This window comes from Bacillus sp. USDA818B3_A, from assembly GCF_009928415.1.
Classification (GTDB): domain Bacteria; phylum Bacillota; class Bacilli; order Bacillales; family Cytobacillaceae; genus Neobacillus.
The window spans coordinates 71079-93504 of record NZ_JAABNN010000011.1 but is presented as its reverse complement, the minus strand read 5'-3'; the positions used below and the strand labels follow the sequence as shown (position 1 = coordinate 93504).

The window sequence follows — 22426 nt, the reverse complement described above, 5'->3', positions numbered from 1 at the left end:
AATATACATAAATGGAAGAGAAGTTACGTGAATTAAATTATCGCATACTAGAGGGAGGAATGAGCTTGTTTAAGCGAATTAGCGGGAATTCAAGAGCATGCATGGCAGTTGAACCAATGTTTATTATCCCATATAGCTTATATGTGACTTATGCCTCACTTTATATGTTGGAGCTGGGGGTTAATGAAAAGCAAATCGGCATGATTACAAGTTTAGGACTTGTCGTCCAAATTTTTTCCTCCTTTATCAGCGGTTTTCTGACAGATAGAATGGGAAGGAAGAACGCGCTTTTGATTTTTGATTTGTTCAGTTGGTCAATCGCTACCCTGATCTGGGCAGTATCTCAAAACTTTTGGTTTTTTGTGATTGCAGCCATCATAAACGGTTTTCAAAAAGTTCCACATATTGCCTGGACTTGTTTAATAGTGGAAGATACACTTCCCAACCAGCGGTCGTTGGTTTACACCGTACTGCAATTCATTTCAGTAGTTGGAGGATTGTTTGCTCCTCTAGGAGGTCTAATGGTAAGTGAAATGGGGCTTATTTCGGGCGTCCGCGTGATGTACCTTGTTGCTTGTCTTAGTATGACTGCTATGTTCATCATCCGCCATCTCACAACCCACGAAACATCTGTTGGTATGAAGAAGCGCCGGGAATCCTCACAAATGAAACTAAAATCAACTTTGTTCGACTATGTTAAAACCGGAAGAAATCTCTTATATAATTATCCACTGTTATTAATTTTTTCGATTTATGTTTTATTTCAATTTCAATTAACCATACAGAATACTTATTTATCTATTTATTTAGTTGAGGAGCTTGCTCTTGAGAAGTCATTTCTAGGAGTTTTTCCGGCTATTTCATCCGTATGCATGCTTATTTTACTAGTATTTGTGATCCCACGATTTCGAGAAGAATTCAATTTCTTTTACATGGGAATTGGTTTTTCCTTTATGATGGTTTCCTCTGTACTAGTGCTAACAGCGAAATCAGGAAACATCACTCAAATAATTTTCAGTACCATCCTTTCATCGACAGGTCTACTGTTGTCCACCCCATACTTAGAAGCAGCCGTTGCTAACGTTATGGAGGACGATAGCCGGGCAAATGTATCGTCCATTCTTCAGGTGATCTTACTTCTATTTATCTCACCTGCTGGCATTATTGGAGGGATCACCTATAGAGTCGATCCGCGAATCCCATTTTTATTGACGTTGGCTGCCATGCTTATAAGCATTATTTTATTAAGTTTCAGAACGAAATTAATGGCTAGAAACGAGAATTTGAAGAAAAAAGTAAGTATTTAAGGAGGTGGCAATAAAGCCAGGACTATGTTTTATAGCACAGTAATTAAAAAATTAAGAGAATAGACTACTATTTAGAAGGAACAAGTCTAATGATAAAAGAATATATAAGCTGTATCTTTTTTTTCAATAGGCGGCTAGTTAGATACTTGATTTGGCTATCGAACAAACAATGTTTTAAGAAAACTTGATGAGGGGGAATCAAATCATGGCAAAAGCGCTGCAAGCATCCAATATTAAATTAGGTGTATGTTATTATCCAGAACATTGGCCAGAGAATCTTTGGGAAGATGATTATAAAAGAATGCGAGAATTGGGTTTTTCGATTATACGAATGGCTGAATTTGCCTGGTCCATTTTTGAACCGGAGGAAGGAACCTATTCATTTGATTTCTTCGACCGTGCCATTGAACTCGCTGGTCAACATGGCTTAAAGGTCGTATTGGGGACACCAACAGCGACTCCGCCAGCCTGGCTGACACACAAGTACCCTGAAGTTTTGAACGTAGCACAGGACGGAATTCAATACCAGCATGGTCAAAGAAGGCATTATAACTACAATTCGCCCATTTATCGGGAACTCTCAACAAAAATTGTACAGAAAATGGCGGAGCATTATAAAGATAATCAAGCAGTCATCGGCTGGCAAATTGATAATGAATTAAACTGTGAAATCAATGTATTTTATTCGGAAGCGGACCATAAAGCATTTCGCATTTGGCTGCAAGGTAAATATGGAACGTTAGAGAAGCTCAATCAAGCGTGGGGAACGGTCTTTTGGAACCAGACCTACACGGACTGGGAACAAGTTTACTTAACCAGGCCGACTGTGAGTGATTCACCGAACCCTCACCAGGATTTAGATGAAAAACGCTTTATCTCGGATAGTGCGATTTCATTTGCTGCTTTACAAGCGGAAATCTTAAGAAATACGGCGCCAAATCAGTGGGTAACAACTAACGGCCTTTTTGGGCATTTAGATAATCATAAAATGACCGAAGAGCTATTAGATTTTATCGCCTATGATTCCTATCCGAACTTCAGTACCATTTATCCAGATAAAGGGGAAAAACCTCTTTTGGACAGAAAGTGGAGCTGGAATTTAAGTACGGTAAGAAGCATTTCCCCAACCTTTGCTGTGTTTGAACAGCAGTCTGGTCCGGGTGGATGGGTCAACAGAATGGAGCAGCCTTCTCCTAAGCCAGGTCAAATGAGATTGTGGACCTATCAATCGATCGCGCATGGTGCCGATATGGTACTTTATTTCCGCTGGAGAACCGCTGCATTTGGAACGGAAATCTATTGGCATGGCATTAACGATTATCACAACCGTCCAAACCGGCGTGTGGAAGAAGCTAGAGTAATAGGTGGTGAGATCAATAAAATCGGAGAGAAACTAGCGGGGGCAAACTATAAGGCTGAGGCGGCCATTCTTAAGGATTATGATAATGAGTGGGATGGAGAATTGGATCATTGGCATGGAGCATTGGAACAGGATAGTATTTCGTCATGGGTGAAAGCGCTTCAATATAACCATATCCCAGTCGACGCTCTTTATATAAAATCGACTACAAATGTGGAGGAATTGCTGCATTATAGGGTGTTGATTTATCCGCATCCAACGATATTAACACAGGAAACAGCCATTTTATTGAAAGAATACGTTCATCAAGGCGGACAACTGATCTTTGGTGCCCGTACCGGCTATAAAAATGAAGATGGCCACTGCTATATGATGCCGTTTCCGGGCCATGTGAGTGAACTGTGCGGGGTAACGGTTGAAGACTTTACGTTAGTTGGGCCTCATCAAACGGCACCCGAAATAGAATTGACTGGTGGAGAATCCAAAGTATTTTCAACTGTAAGTTTTAATGAAGTACTAAAGGTAGAAAGTGCTCGGGCGGAGGTGTTGGCTGTATATAAAAATAGCTATATGGCTGAAAAACCAGCACTTGTGAAACATGCTTTCGGCAATGGATTTGCTTATTATTATGGCGGAGTATTCAGCCTGCAATTGGCTGAAGAGCTTATCAAAGCAGCGGGTCTGACACAGCCGGTCGACTGGCTGAAGCTGCCAGAAAAAGTGGAGTTAGCGATCCGTGAACACCAGAATGGGGAAACCTATGTATTTCTCTTGAATTATGCCGATACTCCCCAGGAAATACAATTGGCAAAAGAGGCGACAGAGCATCTAACCGGGGTCAAATTAAAAGACAAAGTTACCATGAAGCCGTTTGATGTGCTAGTGATTTCATAAAAGATAATAGAAACAGGAGGATATTGAGATGACAAAGAAACTTCGATGGGGTGTGTTAGGGTGTGCAAATATTGCCATCCATTCAGTCATTCCTGCGATTAAAGGCTCTAAAACTAGTGAAGTGTTAGCCATTGCCAGCCGCGGTTTGGAGCTTTCCATTGGAAGATTCTATTCGAAATATGAAAGTAATCGATGCTTGTCTAGCATCTGCCAGAGATAAAAAGCGGGTTTTAGTCAATTAATAATAGGGTTCACACACTAAGGAGGAATAGAACATCGACGAGAAAATTAGGAGTGAAGGGCTTGACATAGCTTTCTCGCAGTCTTGTGTGTCCGAACCTGAGTCCAGTTCGGACAGTATTGAAGAATCCAGAAGGATGCGAGTCCGAACCTAGGTCTTATCCAAAGAATTTTTTCACAAAAACTTAGTTTGTTGATTACGTAAACAAAGTGAGAGATGATATAATCAAATATAAGATTGAAAGTATGCGCTTACCAAAATTAAAAATACTGCTGAGATGGCAAGGACACCAAAGGAGACACGCATTAAATTAATAGTTTATAACATTATTAGATGAAATGAAAAAGGGGATGTACTAATGGATCAGCAAAATCAATTGATTGAAAAAAATGTACTTGGAACAAACGTCATTGCCCAAATCGGAATCCTTGTCCATGATATTGAAAAAACCAGCCAGGCATATGCGGATTTCTTTGGTGTAGAAAATCCAGGCTGGAGTCTTACCGATACAGTTGATAGGGCAGAGACTGAATTTAAAGGGAATTCAACTGAAGCACGTGCAAAACTTGCCTTCTTTGATATGGGTTCCCTTCAATTAGAATTAATTGAACCCGACGAGCATCCAAGCACCTGGAGAGAATATCTCGACCAGCATGGCGAAGGTCCGCACCATATTGCTTTTATCATAAAAGGGATGAAGGAAAAAATTACATTGATGGAAAGAAATCAAATGCCTTTGATGCAAAAGGGTGAGTATACCGGAGGCAGGTACGCCTATATGGATACCTTCAAAGATTTAAAAATTTTTTTAGAACTGTTAGAAAATGATAACTAAGTTCGATTGCTAAAAAGAGGAGGGGAAAGATTTCTTCTCTTTCCTTTCTCCTTACTGCGGAGAATCTATTTAATTTGCTGGGAGGAAAAGTAATGCGAATTTTGATAACTGGTGCGAATAGAGGATTAGGGTTAGCTTTATCTCAAATAGGGGCGGAAAGAGGCCATCATATTCTCGCAGGCGTAAGGGATATACATCATAGCGAGGAACGTTTAACAAACTTCGATTATTCAAAGTCGATTACGGTTTTACCCTTAGATGTTGTGAATGAGGAGTCTATTGTCCAGGCCGCAAATTCCGTCAAAGACCAATTTGGCACGATAGATGCCATTATCAACAATGCAGGGATATTGTTAGAACGCGATAAAACGATTGAAGAATTAGACATTGATCAAGTACAAAGGACTTTTGATGTGAATCTTTTTGGACCTATCAGGGTGGTAAAACATTTCCTTCCTCTCCTAATGATGGGGGACAGTTCATCCATCATCAATATTTCTTCAGAAGCAGGAAGTTTTGAAAACGCTTATGGCGGCGACTATGCATATGCTTCATCAAAGACAGCATTAAATATGTTCTCGGAGCAACTAAGCAAGTATGTAAAAGAGAAAAATATCGATGTTTATTCCGTGCATCCAGGCTGGATTAAAACTGATATGGGTGGTGCAAATGCACCCGGGAATCCAATCGATACAGCCAATGGAATCTTTGACATCATTGAAAAAAAACATCCGATCGACAGTAAATATGTTTTTATTAATCAAAAAGGAAATCCAATGCCTCTTTAAATAACGGAAGGTGTGATGTCTAAAATGGTCAGAATAACAGCCGTGCTTGGGGATTATTATCACCCAGCAGAATCGATTAAGGAATCGTTGGAAAATGCATTGCAGACAATCAAAGACTTACAACTGAAATTTTGTACCTATGAACAATTGGAGGATGAACTTTCCACGCAGCCAGATGCAGTCATCCTATTTAAAGAGGATCGGTTAAATCCAACCGAGGAAAAAGCGACCCACTGGATGACTGAGGAACTTGCCTTACAGATTAATAGATACGTTTCAAATGGAGGAGGATGGCTCGCTTGGCATTCCGGACTAGCATCCTATTCTCCTGAAAGTGCCTATACACAAATGTTAAAAGGATATTTCCTTCATCATCCTGAAAAACATCAAATGGTTCAGTATACGTCCGTTCCGGGTAATGAAATAAATACTAACCCAATCGCATTCGAATTCATGGATGAACATTATTTTGTTCACTGTGAGGAGGAGAGTACGGGAGTATTTCTTATATCGGATTCTATTGACGGCCATGCACCTGCCGGGTGGTCCCATCACTTTGGAGAGGGAAGGGTATGCTGTTTAACTCCTGCCCACAACAAAGAGGGATTACTGAATCCAGAGTTTTTATGCCTTTTAGGAAACTGTGTAAGTTGGATTACTGCATAATAGTAACTAACAAGATTAATAGATTTGGAGGGAAAAAAAGGTGAAGCTTGAAGCAGCTCAAAAACTATTATTTATAGGTGACTCTGTTACTGATTGCGAACGGTCTAGGCCGGAAGGGGAGGGACTATTCGCTGCGTTAGGAAAAGGCTATGTTTCCTACGTAGATGCACTGCTGCAGGCTGTTTATCCTGAATTGGGAATACGAGTGGTCAATAAGGGAATCGGTGGAAACACGGTTCGAGATTTAAAGAACAGATGGCAGGAAGATGTCATTCAGCAAGAACCCGACTGGTTATCCATTATGATTGGCATCAACGATGTTTGGAGACAGTTTGATACGCCATTTATTAAAGAATGGCATGTATATATGGATGAATATGAGGAAACGCTCAGGAAGTTAGTGAATGAAACCAAGCCGCTGACAAAAGGGCTTGTCCTCATGACTCCGTTTTACATAGAAAGCAATGAACAGGATCGGATGCGGCAAACAATGGACGAATATGGAAAAGTCGTTCAGAAAATTGCCGAGGAAACCGGCAGCTTGTTTGTCGACACACAGGCTGCTTTTAATGAAGTACTAAAAGAGCTCTATCCTGCAACTATTGCCTGGGACAGGGTTCATCCATCCGCGGCAGGACACATGGTATTGGCCAGGGCATTTTTAAAGGAAATCGGATTTGAGTGGAACCGCTCTTAACCATTTCTAAACTAAAAATTTTAATTGGAGATGAAGAAAATGAACTATCGTGAATTAGGAAATACAGGGATTAAGATCAGTGAGGTAAGCTTTGGAACTTGGGCAATTGGCGGCTCTTGGGGGAAGACAAGTGACGAGGAGGCCTTAAAATCCCTTGATTATGCGATCGGTCAAGGTGTTAATTTCTTTGATACAGCCGATGTATACGGGGACGGACATAGTGAAGAGCTTTTGGCCAAAGCAACAAAGGGCCGTGAAGATCAAATCCATATTGCCACTAAGTTCTGCAGACAAGGAGACATTTTTGACCCGCATACCTACAGTTATGAAAAAGTAAGTGCGTATTGTGAAGATAGTCTCCGCCGCCTGAACCGGGAAGCCATTGATTTGTATCAAATTCATTGCCCGGCAACAGACATATTGCGCGATGGCAGTGTATTTCAAGTACTTGACCGCCTAAAGCAGGAAGGGAAAATTAAGCAATATGGAGTGAGTGTTGAAACGGTGGAAGAAGGCCTGATTTGTTTGGAACATCCTAATGTCAAAAGCCTTCAGATCATTTTCAATATCTTCCGTCAAAAGCCATTAGAAGAGTTAATTCCTGAAGCGAATAAAAAAGGTGTGGGTCTGCTTGTGAGATTACCGCTTGCCAGCGGTCTGCTTACAGGGAAATTCACAAGAACACATGAGTTTGAAGCAGATGACCACCGCCGCTTTAATGAAAACGGGGAGGCTTTTAATGTAGGCGAAACGTTTGCTGGACTTGGTTTCAAAAAAGGTGTGGAATTAGCGGACCAGCTCAAATGGATTGCAGAAGATAGACAATCCATGGCGAGTGCGGCACTGCGCTGGATTTTGGACCAGAAAGAGATTACTTGCATCATCCCTGGATTTAAGAACGTGAAACAAGTTGAGGAAAATTTTTTGGCATTGGATACAAAACCATTTACGGAAGAAGAAAAGAATAAGCTTCAAAATTTTTACCAGGAAAAGGTCAGGGATTTTATTAGAGGGCCTTATTAATCATTTAAGCCCCTAGTTGTAAGTTTTACTAGGGGCTTGCTTAAATAATATCTGTCTATTAGGAGTGAATACATAGCATGATTACAGAAGTTTCCACATCTCAAAAAGCTGTCGCCATAACGTTTGATGACGGGCCGAACCCTACATATACACCACAAGTATTAGAGATCTTTGCAAAAGCAGAAGGAAAAGCAACGTTTTTTATGATTGGTGAACAAATGGAAAAAAATCAAAAACTTGTAAAAGAAGCGGCTGAACAGGGACATGAAATCGGCAATCATACGTATACCCATCCCAAATTATCGGAGTTAACTCCTGCTGAAAGTCTATCTGAAATTGAAAGAACTGAGAAATTAATTAGGGAATTGACTGGAAAAGAACCAGTTACCTTCCGCCCTCCTTATTTTGATTACAATGATGGCACCATATCAGTCGTCGAGACGAAGGGCTATTCTATGATTGGTGCGGTTAATTTAGAGGCACAAGACTGGGACCAGCCAGGAATGGAACATATTCTATCAGCCTCAAGAAACTCTGTGAAAAATGGAAGTATCTTAATTTTTCATGATGGATATGGTGATCGTTCTCAAACTATACAAGCCGTTCAGGCGCTTGTCTCTGAGCTTAAATCCGAAGGATATCAGCTTCTAACTGTGAGTGAGCTATTAAACTTAAAATGAAACTAGTAAAAGAAGGATTGCAAATTCACTGAAAATTTTGCAGTCCTTTTTAGTTTTACCAATAAAAAAAAGTTAATTTTTATACTCAAATAAGTTATTATTATTATCTAAAAAACATCCTAGATAGAAGGTGGCCAATTGCTTTCGAAATTACAAAAATGGAATACAATGAGAAATCAAATTTTAGTAGTCTTTTTAATCGTCATGGCCATTGTTTTATTAATTGTAGGCAGTTTAACTTTTAAACAGGTTTCCAATATGCTGAAAAATAATGGGGAGAAACAAATTCAGCAAACAGCCATTGAAGCAAATGGAAGACTTGAATCACTATATGAACAAGTGAATACTGCTTCAAAACTGGTTATGACTAATGATAAAATTCAAGACATTTTATCAAACACCTACTTAGGGAAAAAGGTTACTTTCGCAGAACTCCAGCAAGCCAGATCAAATGTGAATACCCTTCAAGCTAATACGGAAGGAATCTTTTCTTTTGAGTTTTATTCGACAAAACTGGGGCGTTTGCTGCCGAATGATGACACTAGGTTGACTACTAGAATTGGGACCAAGTGGATTCAGCAGGCAGAAGAAGCAAATGGACGTTTGGTCTGGATTGGGGAAGACCCGCGCAATTCAGATTACATTTTAGCAGTAAGACGCGTGAATCTTATGAGTCATGACTACGCAAATGGCGGTTATCTCCTTGTTAGGATCTATCATAACTATTTTCAATTGGTTAACCAAGACAATAACAATATCAAGCAATATTCTATTTTACTAGACAAAGATCTAAAGCCCATTCTCTCGAATTATGATGGGTCTATTAAACCGATTATTAACTCTAAGCAGTCGATTATTTCTTTAAACCAGAAAGATTATATGGTGACAAAGCAGTCTTCAAAAGATACCGGATGGACTCTATTTATTTTAACGCCTGTTAAAGCGCTTACCGATGGGGTTGGTGTCCTGAGAATGGGTATTATCTTTTCGGGAATTATCGGATTTATTATCTTTTTTATCAGTTCTTATTTTCTCTCAACCATAATTACAAAACCGATCATTAAGCTGACAAAGACCATGCAAAAAGCCGGCGAAGGATCTTTATCTATGAATCCATACGTTCCAACCGTTAACGAGATTAACGAATTGAACAGTACCTATAATCAGTTGGTAAAGGAAACCAATCATTTGATAAAAATGGTCTACCAAAAAGAGATTATTCGCAGTCAAAGTGAACTGAAGGCACTTCAAGCACAAATTAACCCACATTTTCTTTTTAATACTTTAGATGCGCTCAGGTGGTCGCTTGATGATAAGGAGGAAGAAGAACTAGCCGATTTAGTCATTGCCATGTCCAACTTATTTCGTTATACCATCACTAAACAAACCGATAGCGATTGGGTAACAATTAAAGAAGAAATCAAACATATTGAAGATTATCTTGAAATTATGAAAATGCGCTTTGGAGACCAATTAAACTGGCAATTTAATATAGCTTCGGAGTGGGAATCTGTAAAAATACCTAAATTACTAATCCAGCCTTTGGTCGAGAATGCGGTGCTTCATGGCGCTGGGAATACCGTGAAACCATGTACCGTTACTGTATCGATTCAACCTTCAACCGATGAACAGTACCTCGGAATAATGATACATGATGATGGTCCTGGAATGGATGAGGACAAGTTGGATTTTGTAAAACGCTCTATGCAGGAAGGCGGGGGCGCTTCAATGAAAGGAAATGGGATGGCTATTTCCAATGTATTTAAGCGCCTGGAATTATACTATCATGCAGAGATAAAAAGAGGGTTGACGATCACTAGTAAAGTAAATCATGGTACAACGATTTCTTTTGAAATACCCGTGAATATGGAGGCGAAGCAAGTTGTATAAACGAACCATTTTAATTGTTGATGATGAACCCAGAACTCGGCAAGGACTCAAGAAGACACTAGATACATGGGCAAACGGGGAGTATCAAATAATCACGGCCGCTAACGGGGAACAAACGATTGAAATCATGCGCCACTCAAAAGTTGACATCTTATTAACAGACATTCGCATGCCGGAAATGACAGGCTTAGAGCTGCTAAAAGTGATCAAGGCTCAAAATATGTCTCCTGTTATTATCGTTATTTCTGCTTATTCTGAGTTCGAGTATGCCCATGAGGCTCTTCGGTTAGGGGTCATTAACTATTTACTGAAACCTATTAGAAAAAATCTTCTTATTGAAGCGGTCGAGGATGCTATAAAGGTTGTAGACAAACAAGAGCGGGCAGGTATGATGGAAAAAGTGGTTGATACAAAACTCGTTGATGTGAGCGCTCAAAACCCATCTAATCGGTCACCTATCCGTGAAGCGCTCGACTATATAAACAATAACTTAAAAAATGAACTAACCCAAAAGGAAGTAGCGGACCATGTTCATTTAAATCCAAGTTACTTAAGTGTGTTATTTAAAGATCATGTAAAGCTGACATTCAGTGAATATGTGACAAGACGGAGGATCCAGCGGGCTAAGGAATTATTAATGTCGACTAGCCTTCCAATTGCTGATATTGCTGAGGAATCAGGGTACAAAACGGCTAAATATTTCATTAAGATTTTTAAGGAAATGGAAGGAGAAACCCCAAGCGCCTATCGTAAAAACAATTATGAAAAGGTATTTTAAAACAGTGGAATCTTCCTAGTATTAGTGACCTTACTTCACAACTATCAGAATACTAACCTAAAATCAAATGAAGGGTCATAGGGGGAATAACTTTTGTTTGCAAGAAAAATGACATTAACTTTGATTTCCTTGATATTGCTTGCTTCGTTACTGCTTGCTGGCTGTTCTTCATCAAGTTCGTCCGGTATTGAACATGCCTTAAGCACTGACAAGACAGTGATAAAATTTATGCATATATGGCCGGAAGGCGGATCAAATGCTCAGTTTTCGATCGTGAAGAATATTATTTCTGATTACGAAAAACAACACCCGAATGTAAAAATTGAAACTGAAATTTTAGATTCCGATCAATATAGAGACAAACTTAAAGTATTAGCTGCAGCGAATGAATTACCGGACATTGGGATGACGTGGTCAGATGGATTTATTAAGCCATATGTAAAAGGCGGCCTGTTAGAGCCGTTGGACGATGTGGTTACTAACGATCCAGCGCTTGCACATGCGTTCATCCCCGGTGTTAAGAAGTCGTATGCAGTTAATGGAAAAACGTATGGTCTGCCATTAGAATTGAACACTTCATACGTTTTTTACAATAAGGAAATTTTCAAAAAGTATAATCTTGACGTACCTAAAACATTTGAAGAGTATAAAACGGTCGTGAAAACATTAGCGAAAAATGGAGAGACCCCTGCGACTGTAGGAGTAAAGGATGGCTGGCCAGCATCCTTCTGGTTTATGTATCTGGCAGACCGTATTGGCGGACCTACTATCTTAACGGATGTGATTAATGGAAAAGCAAAAATGGATGATCCAGCCATTTTAAAAGCAGCACAAGAGGTTCAAAACTTAGTCGATCTGGGAGGTTTTGTAAAAGGGGCCAGTACATTATCATATGATGATGCAGCAGCGTATTTCATGTATGAAAAGGCGGCCATGTTCCTTACGGGGCTTTGGCAATTACCGGCCTTTACAACAAGCCCTGATGTACCGCAAGAATTTAAAGATAAAGTTGGCTACTTCAAATTCCCGCTGTATGAAGGCGGTAAAGGGACTGACATCAACAGCTATGTAGGAGGACCAGGTGTAGGGTTATTTGTAGCAAAGGATTCAAAAGTTAAGAAAGAAGCAAAAGATTTTGTAGGATTTCTAGTAAAGGAATGGGGACAAAAATCTGTGACAGAAGCAGGTGTCATACCTGCAACAAAAGTCGACACATCCAAACTAAAACTTTCCCCTATGTACATGGATATCTTAAAGGATATAAACGAAGCATCCAACGTAACTACGTATTTTGATACTCAATCCAGTCCGGCTGTCTCCGAATTACACCATGAATTACTTACGGCTCTATTCGGAAAACAAGTGACGCCGGGGGATTTTGTTAAACAACAAGCGGATGCACTTGCCGAAGAACAAAGGTAAATAAGTCTAAGGGCTTCCAGTTATTTATAACTGGAAGTTTTTTTGTGTAAGGGCTTTCTAAAAATAGTGGTATTTTTCCTAATCATAGTGACCTATTTTCAAAACTATCAGAATGTTAATCTATAAATGTAAACAAACACAATAAAAGGTCATAGGGGGAATAACCATTGTTTAATAAGAAAACGATTTCAATCTTAATGTCCTTGATAATGCTTGTAGCATTAGCTCTGGCTGGCTGTGGCTCATCAAGCTCCAGTGGAGAAGAAAGCGCTTCAAAGGACGGTAAAAAAGTAATTAAATTTATGCATTTATGGCCAGAAGGAAGTTCAAATGCCCAGTTCTCAATCGTAAAAAATATTATTACTGATTATGAAAAGCAACATCCAGATGTAAAAATTGAAACAGAAATTTTAAATCCTGATCAATACAGAGACAAGCTAAAAGTTTTAGCTTCATCGAATGAATTACCCGATATCGGTATGACTTGGTCAGATGGATTCATTAAGCCTTACGTAGAAGGTGACATGTTAGAGCCATTAGACGATGTTGTTAATGGAGATGCCGATCTTAAAGATGCTTTTATCCCTGGTGTAAAGGAATCTTATGCAGTTGATGGAAAGACATATGGTTTACCATTAGAATTGAACATTTCCTACGTTTTCTACAACAAAGAAATTTTCAAAAAGTATAACCTTGAAGTTCCTAAGACATTCGAAGAATATAAAAATGTTGTAAAAACATTAGCGAAAAATGGGGTAATCCCAGCTACTGTAGGAGCGAAAGATGGCTGGCCAGCATCCTTCTGGTTTATGTATCTAGCTGACCGTATCGGCGGACCTACAATCCTAACAGATGTTGTTCATGGAAAAGCAAAAATGACAGACCCTGCTATTGTTAAAGCAGCAAAAGAAGTTCAAAACCTAGTAGACATGGGTGGATTTGTTAAAGGTTCAAGTGCTTTATCTAATGATGATGCAAAAGGTTACTTTATGAATGAAAAAGCAGCTATGTTCTTAACTGCTACTTGGGAATTACCAAACTATACAACAAGCCCTGATGTAGCACAAGAATTTAAAGACAAGATTGGTTACTTTAAATTCCCAACTTATGAAGGCGGGAAAGGCACAGATATCAATAGCTATGTTGGCGGCCCTGGTGTTGGTCTGTTCGTAGCGAAAGATTCCAATGTCAAGAAAGAAGCCAAAGATTTTACTGCCTTCTTAGTAAAAGAATGGGGTAAAAAATCAGTTACGGATGCTGGTGTTATACCTGCAACGAAAGTAGACACATCTAGTTTGAAACTTTCTCCAATGTACATTGATATCTTGAAGGATTTGAGTGAAGCATCAAACGTTACTACTTATTTTGACACTCAAGCAAGCCCTGCTGTATCCGAATTACACCATGATTTAATGACAGCTCTATTTGGAAAACAAGTTACGGCGAAAGATTTTGCAAAACAACAAGCAGATGCTCTTGCTGAAGAAAAGTAATTAAGCATCATTCAATCTTGTAAGGAATAGAGGGCATACACCATATGCCCTCTATAAATTTAGACGATCCAGCTACAGCACCTGTGCTAGGCGCTTACGCTTTTATTTGAAGGGAGTATAGAAAATGAAAAACGTAATGTCAAACAAGTTAGCCATCACCCTTTACGTACTTCCTGCGTTACTTCTCATTATGTTCTTGATTTATATCCCAATCGTTCAGACGGGCTATTATGGTTTAATGGACTGGAACGGAATTGGCAAGATGAAGTATATAGGTTTGGAGAACTATAAACATCTGATCCAGGACAAGATGTTTTGGCAGAGTACATGGCATTCCTTATTGCTTGGTATTTTCTCTACACTAAGCCTTGTTGGCTACTTAATTTTATCACTAATCCTAGCAAGTAAGATAAAGGGTGCAAACTTTTTAAGAAAAATTTACCTTATTCCAATGTTATTATCGTCAGTTGCGATTGCACAGTTATGGGCGAAGATTTTTGACCCATCTAATGGAATGATCAATAGATTGTTAATCAATTTTGGTGTCGAGAATCCACCTCTTTGGTTAGCGGATTCGAACATCGTTTTATATGCCCTCTTTATTCCAATCGTTTGGCAATATGCTGGTTTTTACATCATTATTTTCTATGCTGCCTTAAAAAATGTTCCGGAAGAACTGATTGAAGCGGCGAAAATTGATGGGGCTACAGCTATTCAAATTGCTTATAAAATAAAAGTCCCTCTCATCGCGGGAGTAATAAAAGTAATGGTCATATTAGCCATCGTTGGTTCATTAAAGTATTTTGATTTAATTTTCGTCTTGACTGGCGGCGGACCTAACCATGCGAGTGAGGTTATGGCATCCTATATGTATACAGAAGCTTTCACAAAATATAACTTCGGTTATGGCAGTGCAATCGGGTTTGGCCTGCTTGTAATCTGTATGTTGATGACTTGGTTAATTCAAAAACTTTTATCTACTAAAGATGTTGATTATTAAAAAGGGGAGTGAATAAGATGAGCAAAGTGGCAGTTGAAAGACAAACAAATTCGACCCTATCAGCTTCATATAAAACTAGTAATACGCTTGGGAAAAAAATTGGTTTTGGTATTCTCTATTTGATACTGGGGATTATTGCCATCGTTCAAGTTTACCCATTGATATGGTTATTCCTTTTTTCCTTAAAAACCAATCAAGAGGTCTTTGGGATGTCTCCATTCTCATTGCCTCAAGATCCACAATGGGGTAACTATCTAAAGGCTTGGTCCTCGGGACACATTGATGCATACTTCCTTAATAGTGTAATTTACACTGTTGTAGCTGTAGTCCTAACGGTTATACTTGCCAGCTTTGTAACCTTTGCAATCACGAGAATGCAATGGAAACTTAGCGGATTAGTTCTTGGTTTGTTTATGGCGGGCTACATGATTCCGCTACATTCTACGTTAATCCCGTTATTTAATACTTTTAAATCAGTAAATCTAATTGATAATCCTGTTTCTGTCATCCTATCTTATGTAGCATTCAATTTACCGATAACAATCATGATATTAAGTGGATTTTACAAATCGCTTCCACGAGAGGTAGAGGAAGCAGCGGTAATTGACGGGTGTTCGATTCACCGCATCTTTTTCCAAATTACACTCCCAATGACCGTACCTGTACTTTCAACAACAGTAATTATTAACATGATTTATAACTGGAACGAATTCGTGTTTGTAAATACCTTCTTAAGTTCTGATAAATGGAAGACGATTACGGTTGGGGTTAATAACTTTGTTGGCCAGTATTTAACAGATTGGGGTGCGATTGGAGCAACTTTAATGATTAGTATTATTCCAGTACTTATCGCTTTCTTTGTACTAAGTGATCGAATTGTAGAAGGCATTGCTGCTGGATCTGTAAAAGGATGATAAAAAACCTCCAGCCAAGGGTTGGAGGTTTTTCTTCTGTTTACTTGTACATACAAGTCGTTAAGATGGATTCACTTGTTGAATCTTTTTAAATATCCTGTTGCAAAGTAAATAAATACTATAGGAACCGAGACTGAATACAAATAAAATGGTGATCGGCCATGTAAAGAGAATCAGCCCCATTAGTCCGATATAGAGGATCGCTGCAATGGTAGTCGGCAGATATCTTATTGAGAAAAATAAAGAGTTTTTTATTGCATTTAACCAGTTTAAATTGAAATTAGCAATCGTAGGGAAAATAAATATCGAAATAAGAAGCAATAAGATTCCCATTAAGGTCAGAATTGGGAGTAAAAAATATTGGAAAGATCCAAAGCTCCTTAATAAGAGAAAATCAATCACTCCTAAACCGCTAAATACTAACCAAATCAGCCCTAGTCCAAAGCTTTGTTTGAAGTTTTCCTTGAAATATTTAAAGAAAGGCCGGAATACACTAAAGTCATTATGCAAAACCCATTGCCGGGAAACACAGTACATGGCTACGGTTGCAGGAAAAATGGTTACTACAGGGATACAAAGTATCAACCATATAATATTTAATTGAAAAAATGCTGTAACTACTTCAAGTACACGAAAGAATTTACCATCATATCTAAACATCAGATTCACCAATTTCCATATTATTTTTAGTACCATAAAAATAGCATAAACTTTTCTGGAAAAGAAGTCGTATAAAAATGGCAAATGTCAGACCAAACGGGTCTCCAATCGATTTCTATTTTTCTTCTTTTCTATTATTTAATTTTAAATGAAAACGTGTTATTGTGGAAGTGGACCGTACAACTTTTTTAAAAAATCTACTAAAAAAGGGGACTTGTATAATGAAACACCATACATTTGCAAAAACTCCACCACTTGGCTGGAATAGCTGGGATTGCTATGGAGCAGCGGTAAGAGAAGAAGAAATAAGAGGAAATGCCGATTATATGGCGGAACATTTAAAAGCATATGGCTGGGAGTACGTCGTTGTAGATATCCAATGGTATGAACCAGGTGCACATTCCTCTGTCTACCGTCCATTTGTCCCACTTGAAATGGATGAATATTCAAGGTTAATACCTGCTGTTAATCGATTTCCTTCCGCATCTGATGGAAGCGGATTCAAATCCTTAGCCGAATATGTACATAATCTTGGCTTAAAATTTGGAATCCACATTATGCGAGGAATCCCGCGTCAAGCCGTTCATGCGAACACACCGATTTTAGGAACACAGGCAAGAGCAAGGGATATCGCTCATCCTAATTCGATTTGTCCTTGGAATACAGACATGTACGGGATCGATGCCTCCAAAGAGGGAGCACAGGAATATTACAACTCCTTGTTTCAAATGTATGCTAATTGGGGCGTAGATTTTGTCAAGGTTGACGATATTGCCGCATCAAGGCTGTATGATACGCATCTGGATGAAATTAAATTAATTCGTAACGCAATTGAAAATTGTGGGAGAGATATGGTGCTTAGCCTTTCTCCAGGTCCGGCTCCGTTAGAATACACTGAAGATTTTATTGCAAATGCAAACATGTGGAGAATGACGGATGACTTTTGGGATCTTTGGAATTTGCTATATGGTATGTTTGAGCGCTGTGAAAAATGGAATGAATATAGGCAAGCAGGCTGCTGGCCGGATTGTGATATGCTTCCTTTAGGACATATTGGAATTCGTTCCGTTGATGGGGGCGGTGCCGACCGCTGGACCCGATTTACAAAGGATGAACAGATCACGATGATGACATTATGGTCCATCTTCCGTTCACCGCTCATGTTTGGCGGAGAGCTTCGCGATAATGATGAATGGACACTTTCTTTACTAACAAATAAAGAGGTCCTTGATTTAAATCAAAACAGCCACAGTAATCAGCTTGTCTATCGTAAGGATGACAAAATCGTCTGGATGGCAAAAGATAAGGATACCCATACTTATGCAGCATTGTTTAATGCAACAGATGAACCGGCCGAAGTTGGTGTCACATTTGAGGAGCTTGGCATTTCTAACCATAAAAAAGCCAGGGATTTATGGAAGCAGGAAGAGCTTGGAGAATTGAATGATGAAATAAAGCAGATCGTTCCATCTCACGGAGCTGTTCTTGTCAAATTATATTAAGAATAAAGAGGGAGTCCCAAAAATATTTGGGACTCCCTGCTTGTCTTTATGATGAAATTTTCATGTTGTTGTTCTTATCTAATGCTGCCGTAGAGTTCCTAACGACAAGTTCAGGTTCATAAACGGTTGAATGAGTATTGTTACCTTTCTTCTCAACAGCAGAAACAATCCATTTTGCTGCTTCAATCCCCATATCCATTTTTGGATGTGTAATAGAGGTTAATTTGACATCTGTTGCTTCTGCTAAAGAAGAATCGTCATAGCCGACAATGGAAACATCTTCTGGGACTCGTAAACCTAGCCCTCTTAACATAAATAGAACCTGCAGTGCCAGCTGGTCATTATAACAAACAATGGCAGTAGGCTTGTCATCATTTGTAAAAAACTTCTGTAATTTCTCTATTAATGTGCTGTCTTTATCTTCAGTAGTGAAAGTAATAACCATCTCAGGAAAAAATGCCAGGTTGTGCTCTCTAAAAGCTCGAATAAACCCCTGCATCCGGTTCACACCTTGAAGGTCGTCTGTTTTGAAAAGGCCGACAATTTTCTCGTGGCCAAGCTTAATTAAATGTTCTGTTGCAATAAAGCCGCCATGTTCATCGTTCATGATGATATGCGGTGGCATCAGTTGAGAGTAAAATTGGTTAATCATTAAATAGGGAATATTGTTTCGTTCTAATTCTAAGTAATATTGTATATTTGGATTATAATTACTGCTTCTCGTAGGTTCCACAATGAGACCATCGATATTCCTGCTCAGCATGGTTTGCAGGCATTGTTTTTCCTTCTCCACATCGTTATCCGTACAAGCGAATGTCAGCGAATAACCTTGAGCTGTTAAGTACGATTCCACCCCTTTAATAATGGATGGAAAAATATAATCAGAGATATAGGTAGTAATCACCCCAATATTTTTTCCATTGGTATTTAACTGAACAGGTGGAGCAGTTTCTGATTTAGAGTTTGTTTGTAACATTTTATTTGAACAGAAGGTACCCGCCCCTTGTTCGCGGTAAAGCCATCCTTCATGTACTAGATCCCCAACTGCTTGACGAATCGTATGCCTGCTTACCCCAAACATTTTAACCAGTTCATTTTCAGAATAAATCTTTTCGCCTGGTTGAACTTTGCCGCTTGTGATCCATTCCGTAATTTCTTCTTTTACCATATTGTATTTGGTTTTATGGGCCATTGTTGTCACCTTCTTTCAACTTGTATGAAAAATACTCAACTTATACGTACAACAGTTTTATGTTATTATCGTAACAAAAATAAATAAAAAAAACTATGAAAAATTTCAACTTATTCGCCTTCAAGTATAATAATTTTTTTGAAAGGCATTAAGTTGTCCGTCGAATTCTATGGGATTTTTTGCTGAAATTACTCCTTATGTATCATTTTTCGTAGAATCTCTATTGATATTCATAGAAAATCAGTTGTTAAAATGTTTGATTTTAATAGAAAAAAATACGTCCGTACAAAAAATAAAATTTATTGAAAAAAGATTGACATGTACGAACAGGTATATTAATATTTGGGATATAAGGAATACGCTTTCACAGTTTTACAAAATTCGATAAAAAAAGCTTCTAAATCATCCTACTAAAGACGGATAAACCTATAAGTATATGAGGCTTTTTAGGAGGGATCATTATCTAATCACTTTTACATGTCCGTACATTTAAATTAAAGAGTTAACTAGTTTCATAAGATTAACACTTTATTTTTATTGAAAAGTGGTTACGCTTCCAAGGGTTTTAATTTTTTGACTATTATTCATAATAAATATTATTGGAGGGATTTACTTGTTTAAAGCATCTAAAAAAATCAGTATACTCGTCTTGCTTGCCATTATGGTAGTTAGCTCCGTTTTAGCAGGATGTGGAAACAAAAGTACTAGTGAAGGCTCAAACGGCAAAACAGAACTTACTTTTATGTTCCGCGGCCAGCCTAAAGAATTAGAAGCATATAAAGCTACAGTAAAGAAATATGAAGAGTCTCATAAGAATGTAAAGGTTACAGTTGTTTCTGTAGCTCCTGATCAATATGATACTAAACTAAAAGCAGCAATCGCAGGACACAAAATTCCAGATGTATTCTTCTATAACCCAGCTCAAGTAAAAGCATATGTAAACTCTGGAATCCTACTTGATATCACAAAATATGTAGAAGGCTCAAAAGATGTTAAGTTAAGCGATATGTGGGAAAAAGGTGTTAATAAATATCGCTATGATGGTAAGGAACTAGGTCAAGGTGCAATTTACGGTTTACCAAAAGATATTAGTGGATTTGCACTAGGTTACAACAAAACTATGTTTGAAAAAGCAGGTATTCCACTTCCTGACAAAGACAAGCCATATACTTTAGATCAATTTATCGATGTAGCAAAACAATTAACAAAAGATACAAATAAAGATGGTAAGGTCGATCAATACGGTACAGGATTCAACGTACAATGGTCATTACAACCAATCGTATGGAGTAATGGTGCGGACTTTATTGATGAAACACATACAAAAGTAACAATCGATGATCCTAAATTCATCGAAGCATTACAATGGTTTGCAGATCAGCAAACTAAATTCAAAGTTACTCCTTCTATCGCTGAAGCACAGTCACTTGACACATACCAAAGATGGATGAAGGGTCAATTAGCATTCTTCCCTGTTGGTCCTTGGGATATGGCAACATATGCAACACTTCCTTTCGAATATGATTTAATTCCATGGCCTGTTGGCTCTACTGGTAAATCTGCAGCATGGATTGGTTCACTTGGTATTGGTGTAGGCGCTACAACTAAGAATGCAAAAGCAGCAGCTGAATTAGCTACTTATCTATCTGCTGACCAAGAAGGACAACAAGCATTAGTTGATGCACAAATCCAGCTTCCGAACAGCGTGAAAGTTGCTGAAGAATGGGCTGCTAATACTTCTATTAAGCCAGCAAACAAGCAAGAATTCTTAGATATTATCAATGATTATGGCCGCAGCTTCCCAGGTGAGTTCACTTATACGAGTGAATGGTATGATGAATTCTTCAAAAACATTCAGCCTGTGCTTGATGGTAAGAAAACAGCTGCACAATATGTAAAAGAAGAACAGCCAAAAATGCAAAAGTTATTAGATGCAGCTATTCAACAAGAAAAACAATCTGCAAAGAAATAATCTGTTTTTGACATAGTGTATAAATGGTGCTGGTTGATTAAGTTTTACTGGCACCATTTATTCCTTTTATCTAACTTTTTTAGTAATAAGAAATTTAGAGAAAGGGAAATGTGCTAAGACAACGCCATTGAAAGGGTGGGGGAAAGATGAATACAAAATCAAAGCTGTATCGTACGGAACAAAGATATGCCTATCTTTTTATCGCAGCACCAGTTTTAGGATTCCTCATATTCGCTATGGTTCCTTTATTGTATTCAATCTATGGAGCATTTACTGATTGGAACGGTTTAGGACAAATGAATTTTATCGGCCTTGAAAACTTTAAAAACCTATTTCAAGATGAATATTTCTATAAGTCAATGTATAATACGATTTTTATGATGCTGGGAATTCCAATCGGAATCGTATTAGCGTTATTACTGGCTTTAGCATTAAATAGAGGGATTCCTGGAACAAATACTTTCCGAGTACTTTATTATATCCCGGTTATTTCATCCCTTGCAGCGATCTCCATCTTATGGCAATGGGCTTATAACGGTGATTATGGGTTAGTGAACCAGTTTTTAGATCTGTTTGGCATTAAAGGTCCAAACTGGCTGCAAAATACATCTACTGTAAAACCGGCCTTAATTATTATGGCTGTTTGGAAGGGCCTAGGCTATACGATGCTATTGTATTTAGCAGCACTACAAAGCGTTCCAAAATCATTTTATGAAGCGGCAAAGTTAGATGGAGCGAACGCGCTCAAATCTTTTTGGTACATCACCTTGCCAATGGTAAAACCAGTAACCTTCTTTATTATCGTTACGAATATTATTGGCGGTGCTCAAATCTTTACTGAAATTAACGTTATGACCCCAACAGGCGGTCCAGAGTATGCCTCCGCATCTGTAGTATTCTATATTTGGCAAAAAGCATTTGGTAACTTCCAATTAGGATATGCATCTGCAATGGCCTTGGTACTGGGACTTTTCATCTTTATCGTAACCTTAGTCCAGTTTAAGATGAACGAGAAAAACTCTTTTGATTTGGATTAAGAACGGTGATTTTAAAAAAGTAATAGAAAGGGGCTAGAAAAATGGAAGTTGCAATGGCGAAAAAGTCGGTTAAAG

General features: G+C 38.4%; 20 protein-coding genes. 18 read left to right on the top strand and 2 right to left on the bottom strand.

All coding sequences use genetic code 11. The annotated features are described in order from the left end of the window. The first annotated feature begins 59 nt into the window (after positions 1-59). From GXK58_RS17355 to GXK58_RS17285, 15 genes are all read left to right on the top strand, one after another. A complete protein-coding gene (locus GXK58_RS17355) occupies positions 60-1307 on the top strand; it encodes an MFS transporter (protein WP_237389707.1) in 1248 nt (415 codons plus the stop codon). A gap of 205 nt (positions 1308-1512) precedes the next feature. Next, entirely contained in the window at positions 1513-3561 is a 2049-nt protein-coding gene (locus tag GXK58_RS17350) for a beta-galactosidase (RefSeq protein WP_160724422.1), read from the top strand. Between the two features lie 28 nt (positions 3562-3589). Further along, positions 3590-3781, top strand: coding sequence for a hypothetical protein (locus GXK58_RS27720; protein WP_202171389.1), 192 nt, complete (start codon positions 3590-3592; stop codon positions 3779-3781). Between the two features lie 400 nt (positions 3782-4181). Further along, a complete protein-coding gene (locus GXK58_RS17340) occupies positions 4182-4637 on the top strand; it encodes a VOC family protein (protein ID WP_160724458.1) in 456 nt (151 codons plus the stop codon). 92 nt (positions 4638-4729) lie between these two features. Continuing rightward, entirely contained in the window at positions 4730-5425 is a 696-nt protein-coding gene (locus GXK58_RS17335; RefSeq protein ID WP_160724421.1) for an SDR family NAD(P)-dependent oxidoreductase, read from the top strand. A 24-nt stretch (positions 5426-5449) separates the two neighbouring features. Continuing rightward, positions 5450-6091, top strand: coding sequence for a ThuA domain-containing protein (locus tag GXK58_RS17330; RefSeq protein ID WP_160724420.1), 642 nt, complete (start codon positions 5450-5452; stop codon positions 6089-6091). Positions 6092-6131: 40 nt separating this feature from the next. After that, positions 6132-6788 carry an SGNH/GDSL hydrolase family protein gene (locus GXK58_RS17325; protein WP_160724419.1) on the top strand — a complete coding sequence of 219 codons (657 nt, stop codon included), beginning with the start codon at positions 6132-6134 and terminating at the stop codon, positions 6786-6788. 39 nt (positions 6789-6827) lie between these two features. After that, positions 6828-7811, top strand: coding sequence for an aldo/keto reductase (locus GXK58_RS17320; protein ID WP_160724418.1), 984 nt, complete (start codon positions 6828-6830; stop codon positions 7809-7811). A 77-nt stretch (positions 7812-7888) separates the two neighbouring features. After that, entirely contained in the window at positions 7889-8491 is a 603-nt protein-coding gene (locus tag GXK58_RS17315) for a polysaccharide deacetylase family protein (RefSeq protein WP_160724417.1), read from the top strand. Between the two features lie 138 nt (positions 8492-8629). Continuing rightward, a complete protein-coding gene (locus GXK58_RS17310) occupies positions 8630-10381 on the top strand; it encodes a sensor histidine kinase (RefSeq protein WP_160724416.1) in 1752 nt (583 codons plus the stop codon). After that, positions 10374-11159, top strand: coding sequence for a response regulator transcription factor (locus tag GXK58_RS17305; protein WP_160724415.1), 786 nt, complete (start codon positions 10374-10376; stop codon positions 11157-11159). Before GXK58_RS17310 ends, GXK58_RS17305 begins: the two co-directional genes overlap by 8 nt. 108 nt (positions 11160-11267) lie before the next feature. Then, positions 11268-12581 (top strand): extracellular solute-binding protein, encoded by a 1314-nt coding sequence (locus GXK58_RS17300; RefSeq protein ID WP_160724457.1) that lies wholly within the window; start codon positions 11268-11270, stop codon positions 12579-12581. Between the two features lie 197 nt (positions 12582-12778). Continuing rightward, a complete protein-coding gene (locus tag GXK58_RS17295) occupies positions 12779-14074 on the top strand; it encodes an extracellular solute-binding protein (protein ID WP_160724456.1) in 1296 nt (431 codons plus the stop codon). Between the two features lie 124 nt (positions 14075-14198). Next, entirely contained in the window at positions 14199-15074 is an 876-nt protein-coding gene (locus GXK58_RS17290; RefSeq protein WP_160724414.1) for a carbohydrate ABC transporter permease, read from the top strand. 17 nt (positions 15075-15091) lie between these two features. Continuing rightward, positions 15092-15988: a carbohydrate ABC transporter permease gene (locus GXK58_RS17285; RefSeq protein ID WP_160724413.1), complete on the top strand. Its 897-nt coding sequence runs from the start codon at positions 15092-15094 to the stop codon at positions 15986-15988. A 60-nt stretch (positions 15989-16048) separates the two neighbouring features. Here GXK58_RS17285 and GXK58_RS17280 read toward each other — a convergent pair whose 3' ends face one another. Then, positions 16049-16648 (bottom strand): YesL family protein, encoded by a 600-nt coding sequence (locus GXK58_RS17280; RefSeq protein WP_160724412.1) that lies wholly within the window; start codon positions 16646-16648, stop codon positions 16049-16051. Between the two features lie 221 nt (positions 16649-16869). Between GXK58_RS17280 and GXK58_RS17275 the strand changes: the two genes are divergently transcribed. Further along, positions 16870-18150: a glycoside hydrolase family 27 protein gene (locus GXK58_RS17275; RefSeq protein WP_160724411.1), complete on the top strand. Its 1281-nt coding sequence runs from the start codon at positions 16870-16872 to the stop codon at positions 18148-18150. A gap of 46 nt (positions 18151-18196) precedes the next feature. On the opposite strand, the gene GXK58_RS17270 is transcribed toward GXK58_RS17275, so the two are convergent. Then, positions 18197-19342 carry a GntR family transcriptional regulator gene (locus GXK58_RS17270; protein WP_160724410.1) on the bottom strand — a complete coding sequence of 382 codons (1146 nt, stop codon included), beginning with the start codon at positions 19340-19342 and terminating at the stop codon, positions 18197-18199. Positions 19343-20003: 661 nt separating this feature from the next. Here GXK58_RS17270 and GXK58_RS17265 point away from each other — a divergent pair. Continuing rightward, positions 20004-21314: an ABC transporter substrate-binding protein gene (locus tag GXK58_RS17265; protein ID WP_160724455.1), complete on the top strand. Its 1311-nt coding sequence runs from the start codon at positions 20004-20006 to the stop codon at positions 21312-21314. A gap of 146 nt (positions 21315-21460) precedes the next feature. Next, positions 21461-22351: a carbohydrate ABC transporter permease gene (locus tag GXK58_RS17260; RefSeq protein ID WP_160724409.1), complete on the top strand. Its 891-nt coding sequence runs from the start codon at positions 21461-21463 to the stop codon at positions 22349-22351. Positions 22352-22426 lie beyond the last annotated feature (75 nt).

Coding starts and splice junctions, on each gene's coding strand:
- GXK58_RS17290 (WP_160724414.1), top strand. CDS start 14,199: ATGAAAAACGTAATGTCAAACAAGTTAGCCATCACCCTTTACGTACTT.
- GXK58_RS17300 (WP_160724457.1), top strand. CDS start 11,268: ATGACATTAACTTTGATTTCCTTGATATTGCTTGCTTCGTTACTGCTT.
- GXK58_RS17320 (WP_160724418.1), top strand. CDS start 6,828: ATGAACTATCGTGAATTAGGAAATACAGGGATTAAGATCAGTGAGGTA.
- GXK58_RS17330 (WP_160724420.1), top strand. CDS start 5,450: ATGGTCAGAATAACAGCCGTGCTTGGGGATTATTATCACCCAGCAGAA.
- GXK58_RS17280 (WP_160724412.1), bottom strand. CDS start 16,648: ATGTTTAGATATGATGGTAAATTCTTTCGTGTACTTGAAGTAGTTACA.
- GXK58_RS27720 (WP_202171389.1), top strand. CDS start 3,590: ATGACAAAGAAACTTCGATGGGGTGTGTTAGGGTGTGCAAATATTGCC.
- GXK58_RS17335 (WP_160724421.1), top strand. CDS start 4,730: ATGCGAATTTTGATAACTGGTGCGAATAGAGGATTAGGGTTAGCTTTA.
- GXK58_RS17295 (WP_160724456.1), top strand. CDS start 12,779: ATGTCCTTGATAATGCTTGTAGCATTAGCTCTGGCTGGCTGTGGCTCA.
- GXK58_RS17270 (WP_160724410.1), bottom strand. CDS start 19,342: ATGGCCCATAAAACCAAATACAATATGGTAAAAGAAGAAATTACGGAA.
- GXK58_RS17285 (WP_160724413.1), top strand. CDS start 15,092: ATGAGCAAAGTGGCAGTTGAAAGACAAACAAATTCGACCCTATCAGCT.
- GXK58_RS17315 (WP_160724417.1), top strand. CDS start 7,889: ATGATTACAGAAGTTTCCACATCTCAAAAAGCTGTCGCCATAACGTTT.
- GXK58_RS17275 (WP_160724411.1), top strand. CDS start 16,870: ATGAAACACCATACATTTGCAAAAACTCCACCACTTGGCTGGAATAGC.
- GXK58_RS17350 (WP_160724422.1), top strand. CDS start 1,513: ATGGCAAAAGCGCTGCAAGCATCCAATATTAAATTAGGTGTATGTTAT.
- GXK58_RS17265 (WP_160724455.1), top strand. CDS start 20,004: ATGGTAGTTAGCTCCGTTTTAGCAGGATGTGGAAACAAAAGTACTAGT.
- GXK58_RS17355 (WP_237389707.1), top strand. CDS start 60: ATGAGCTTGTTTAAGCGAATTAGCGGGAATTCAAGAGCATGCATGGCA.
- GXK58_RS17260 (WP_160724409.1), top strand. CDS start 21,461: ATGAATACAAAATCAAAGCTGTATCGTACGGAACAAAGATATGCCTAT.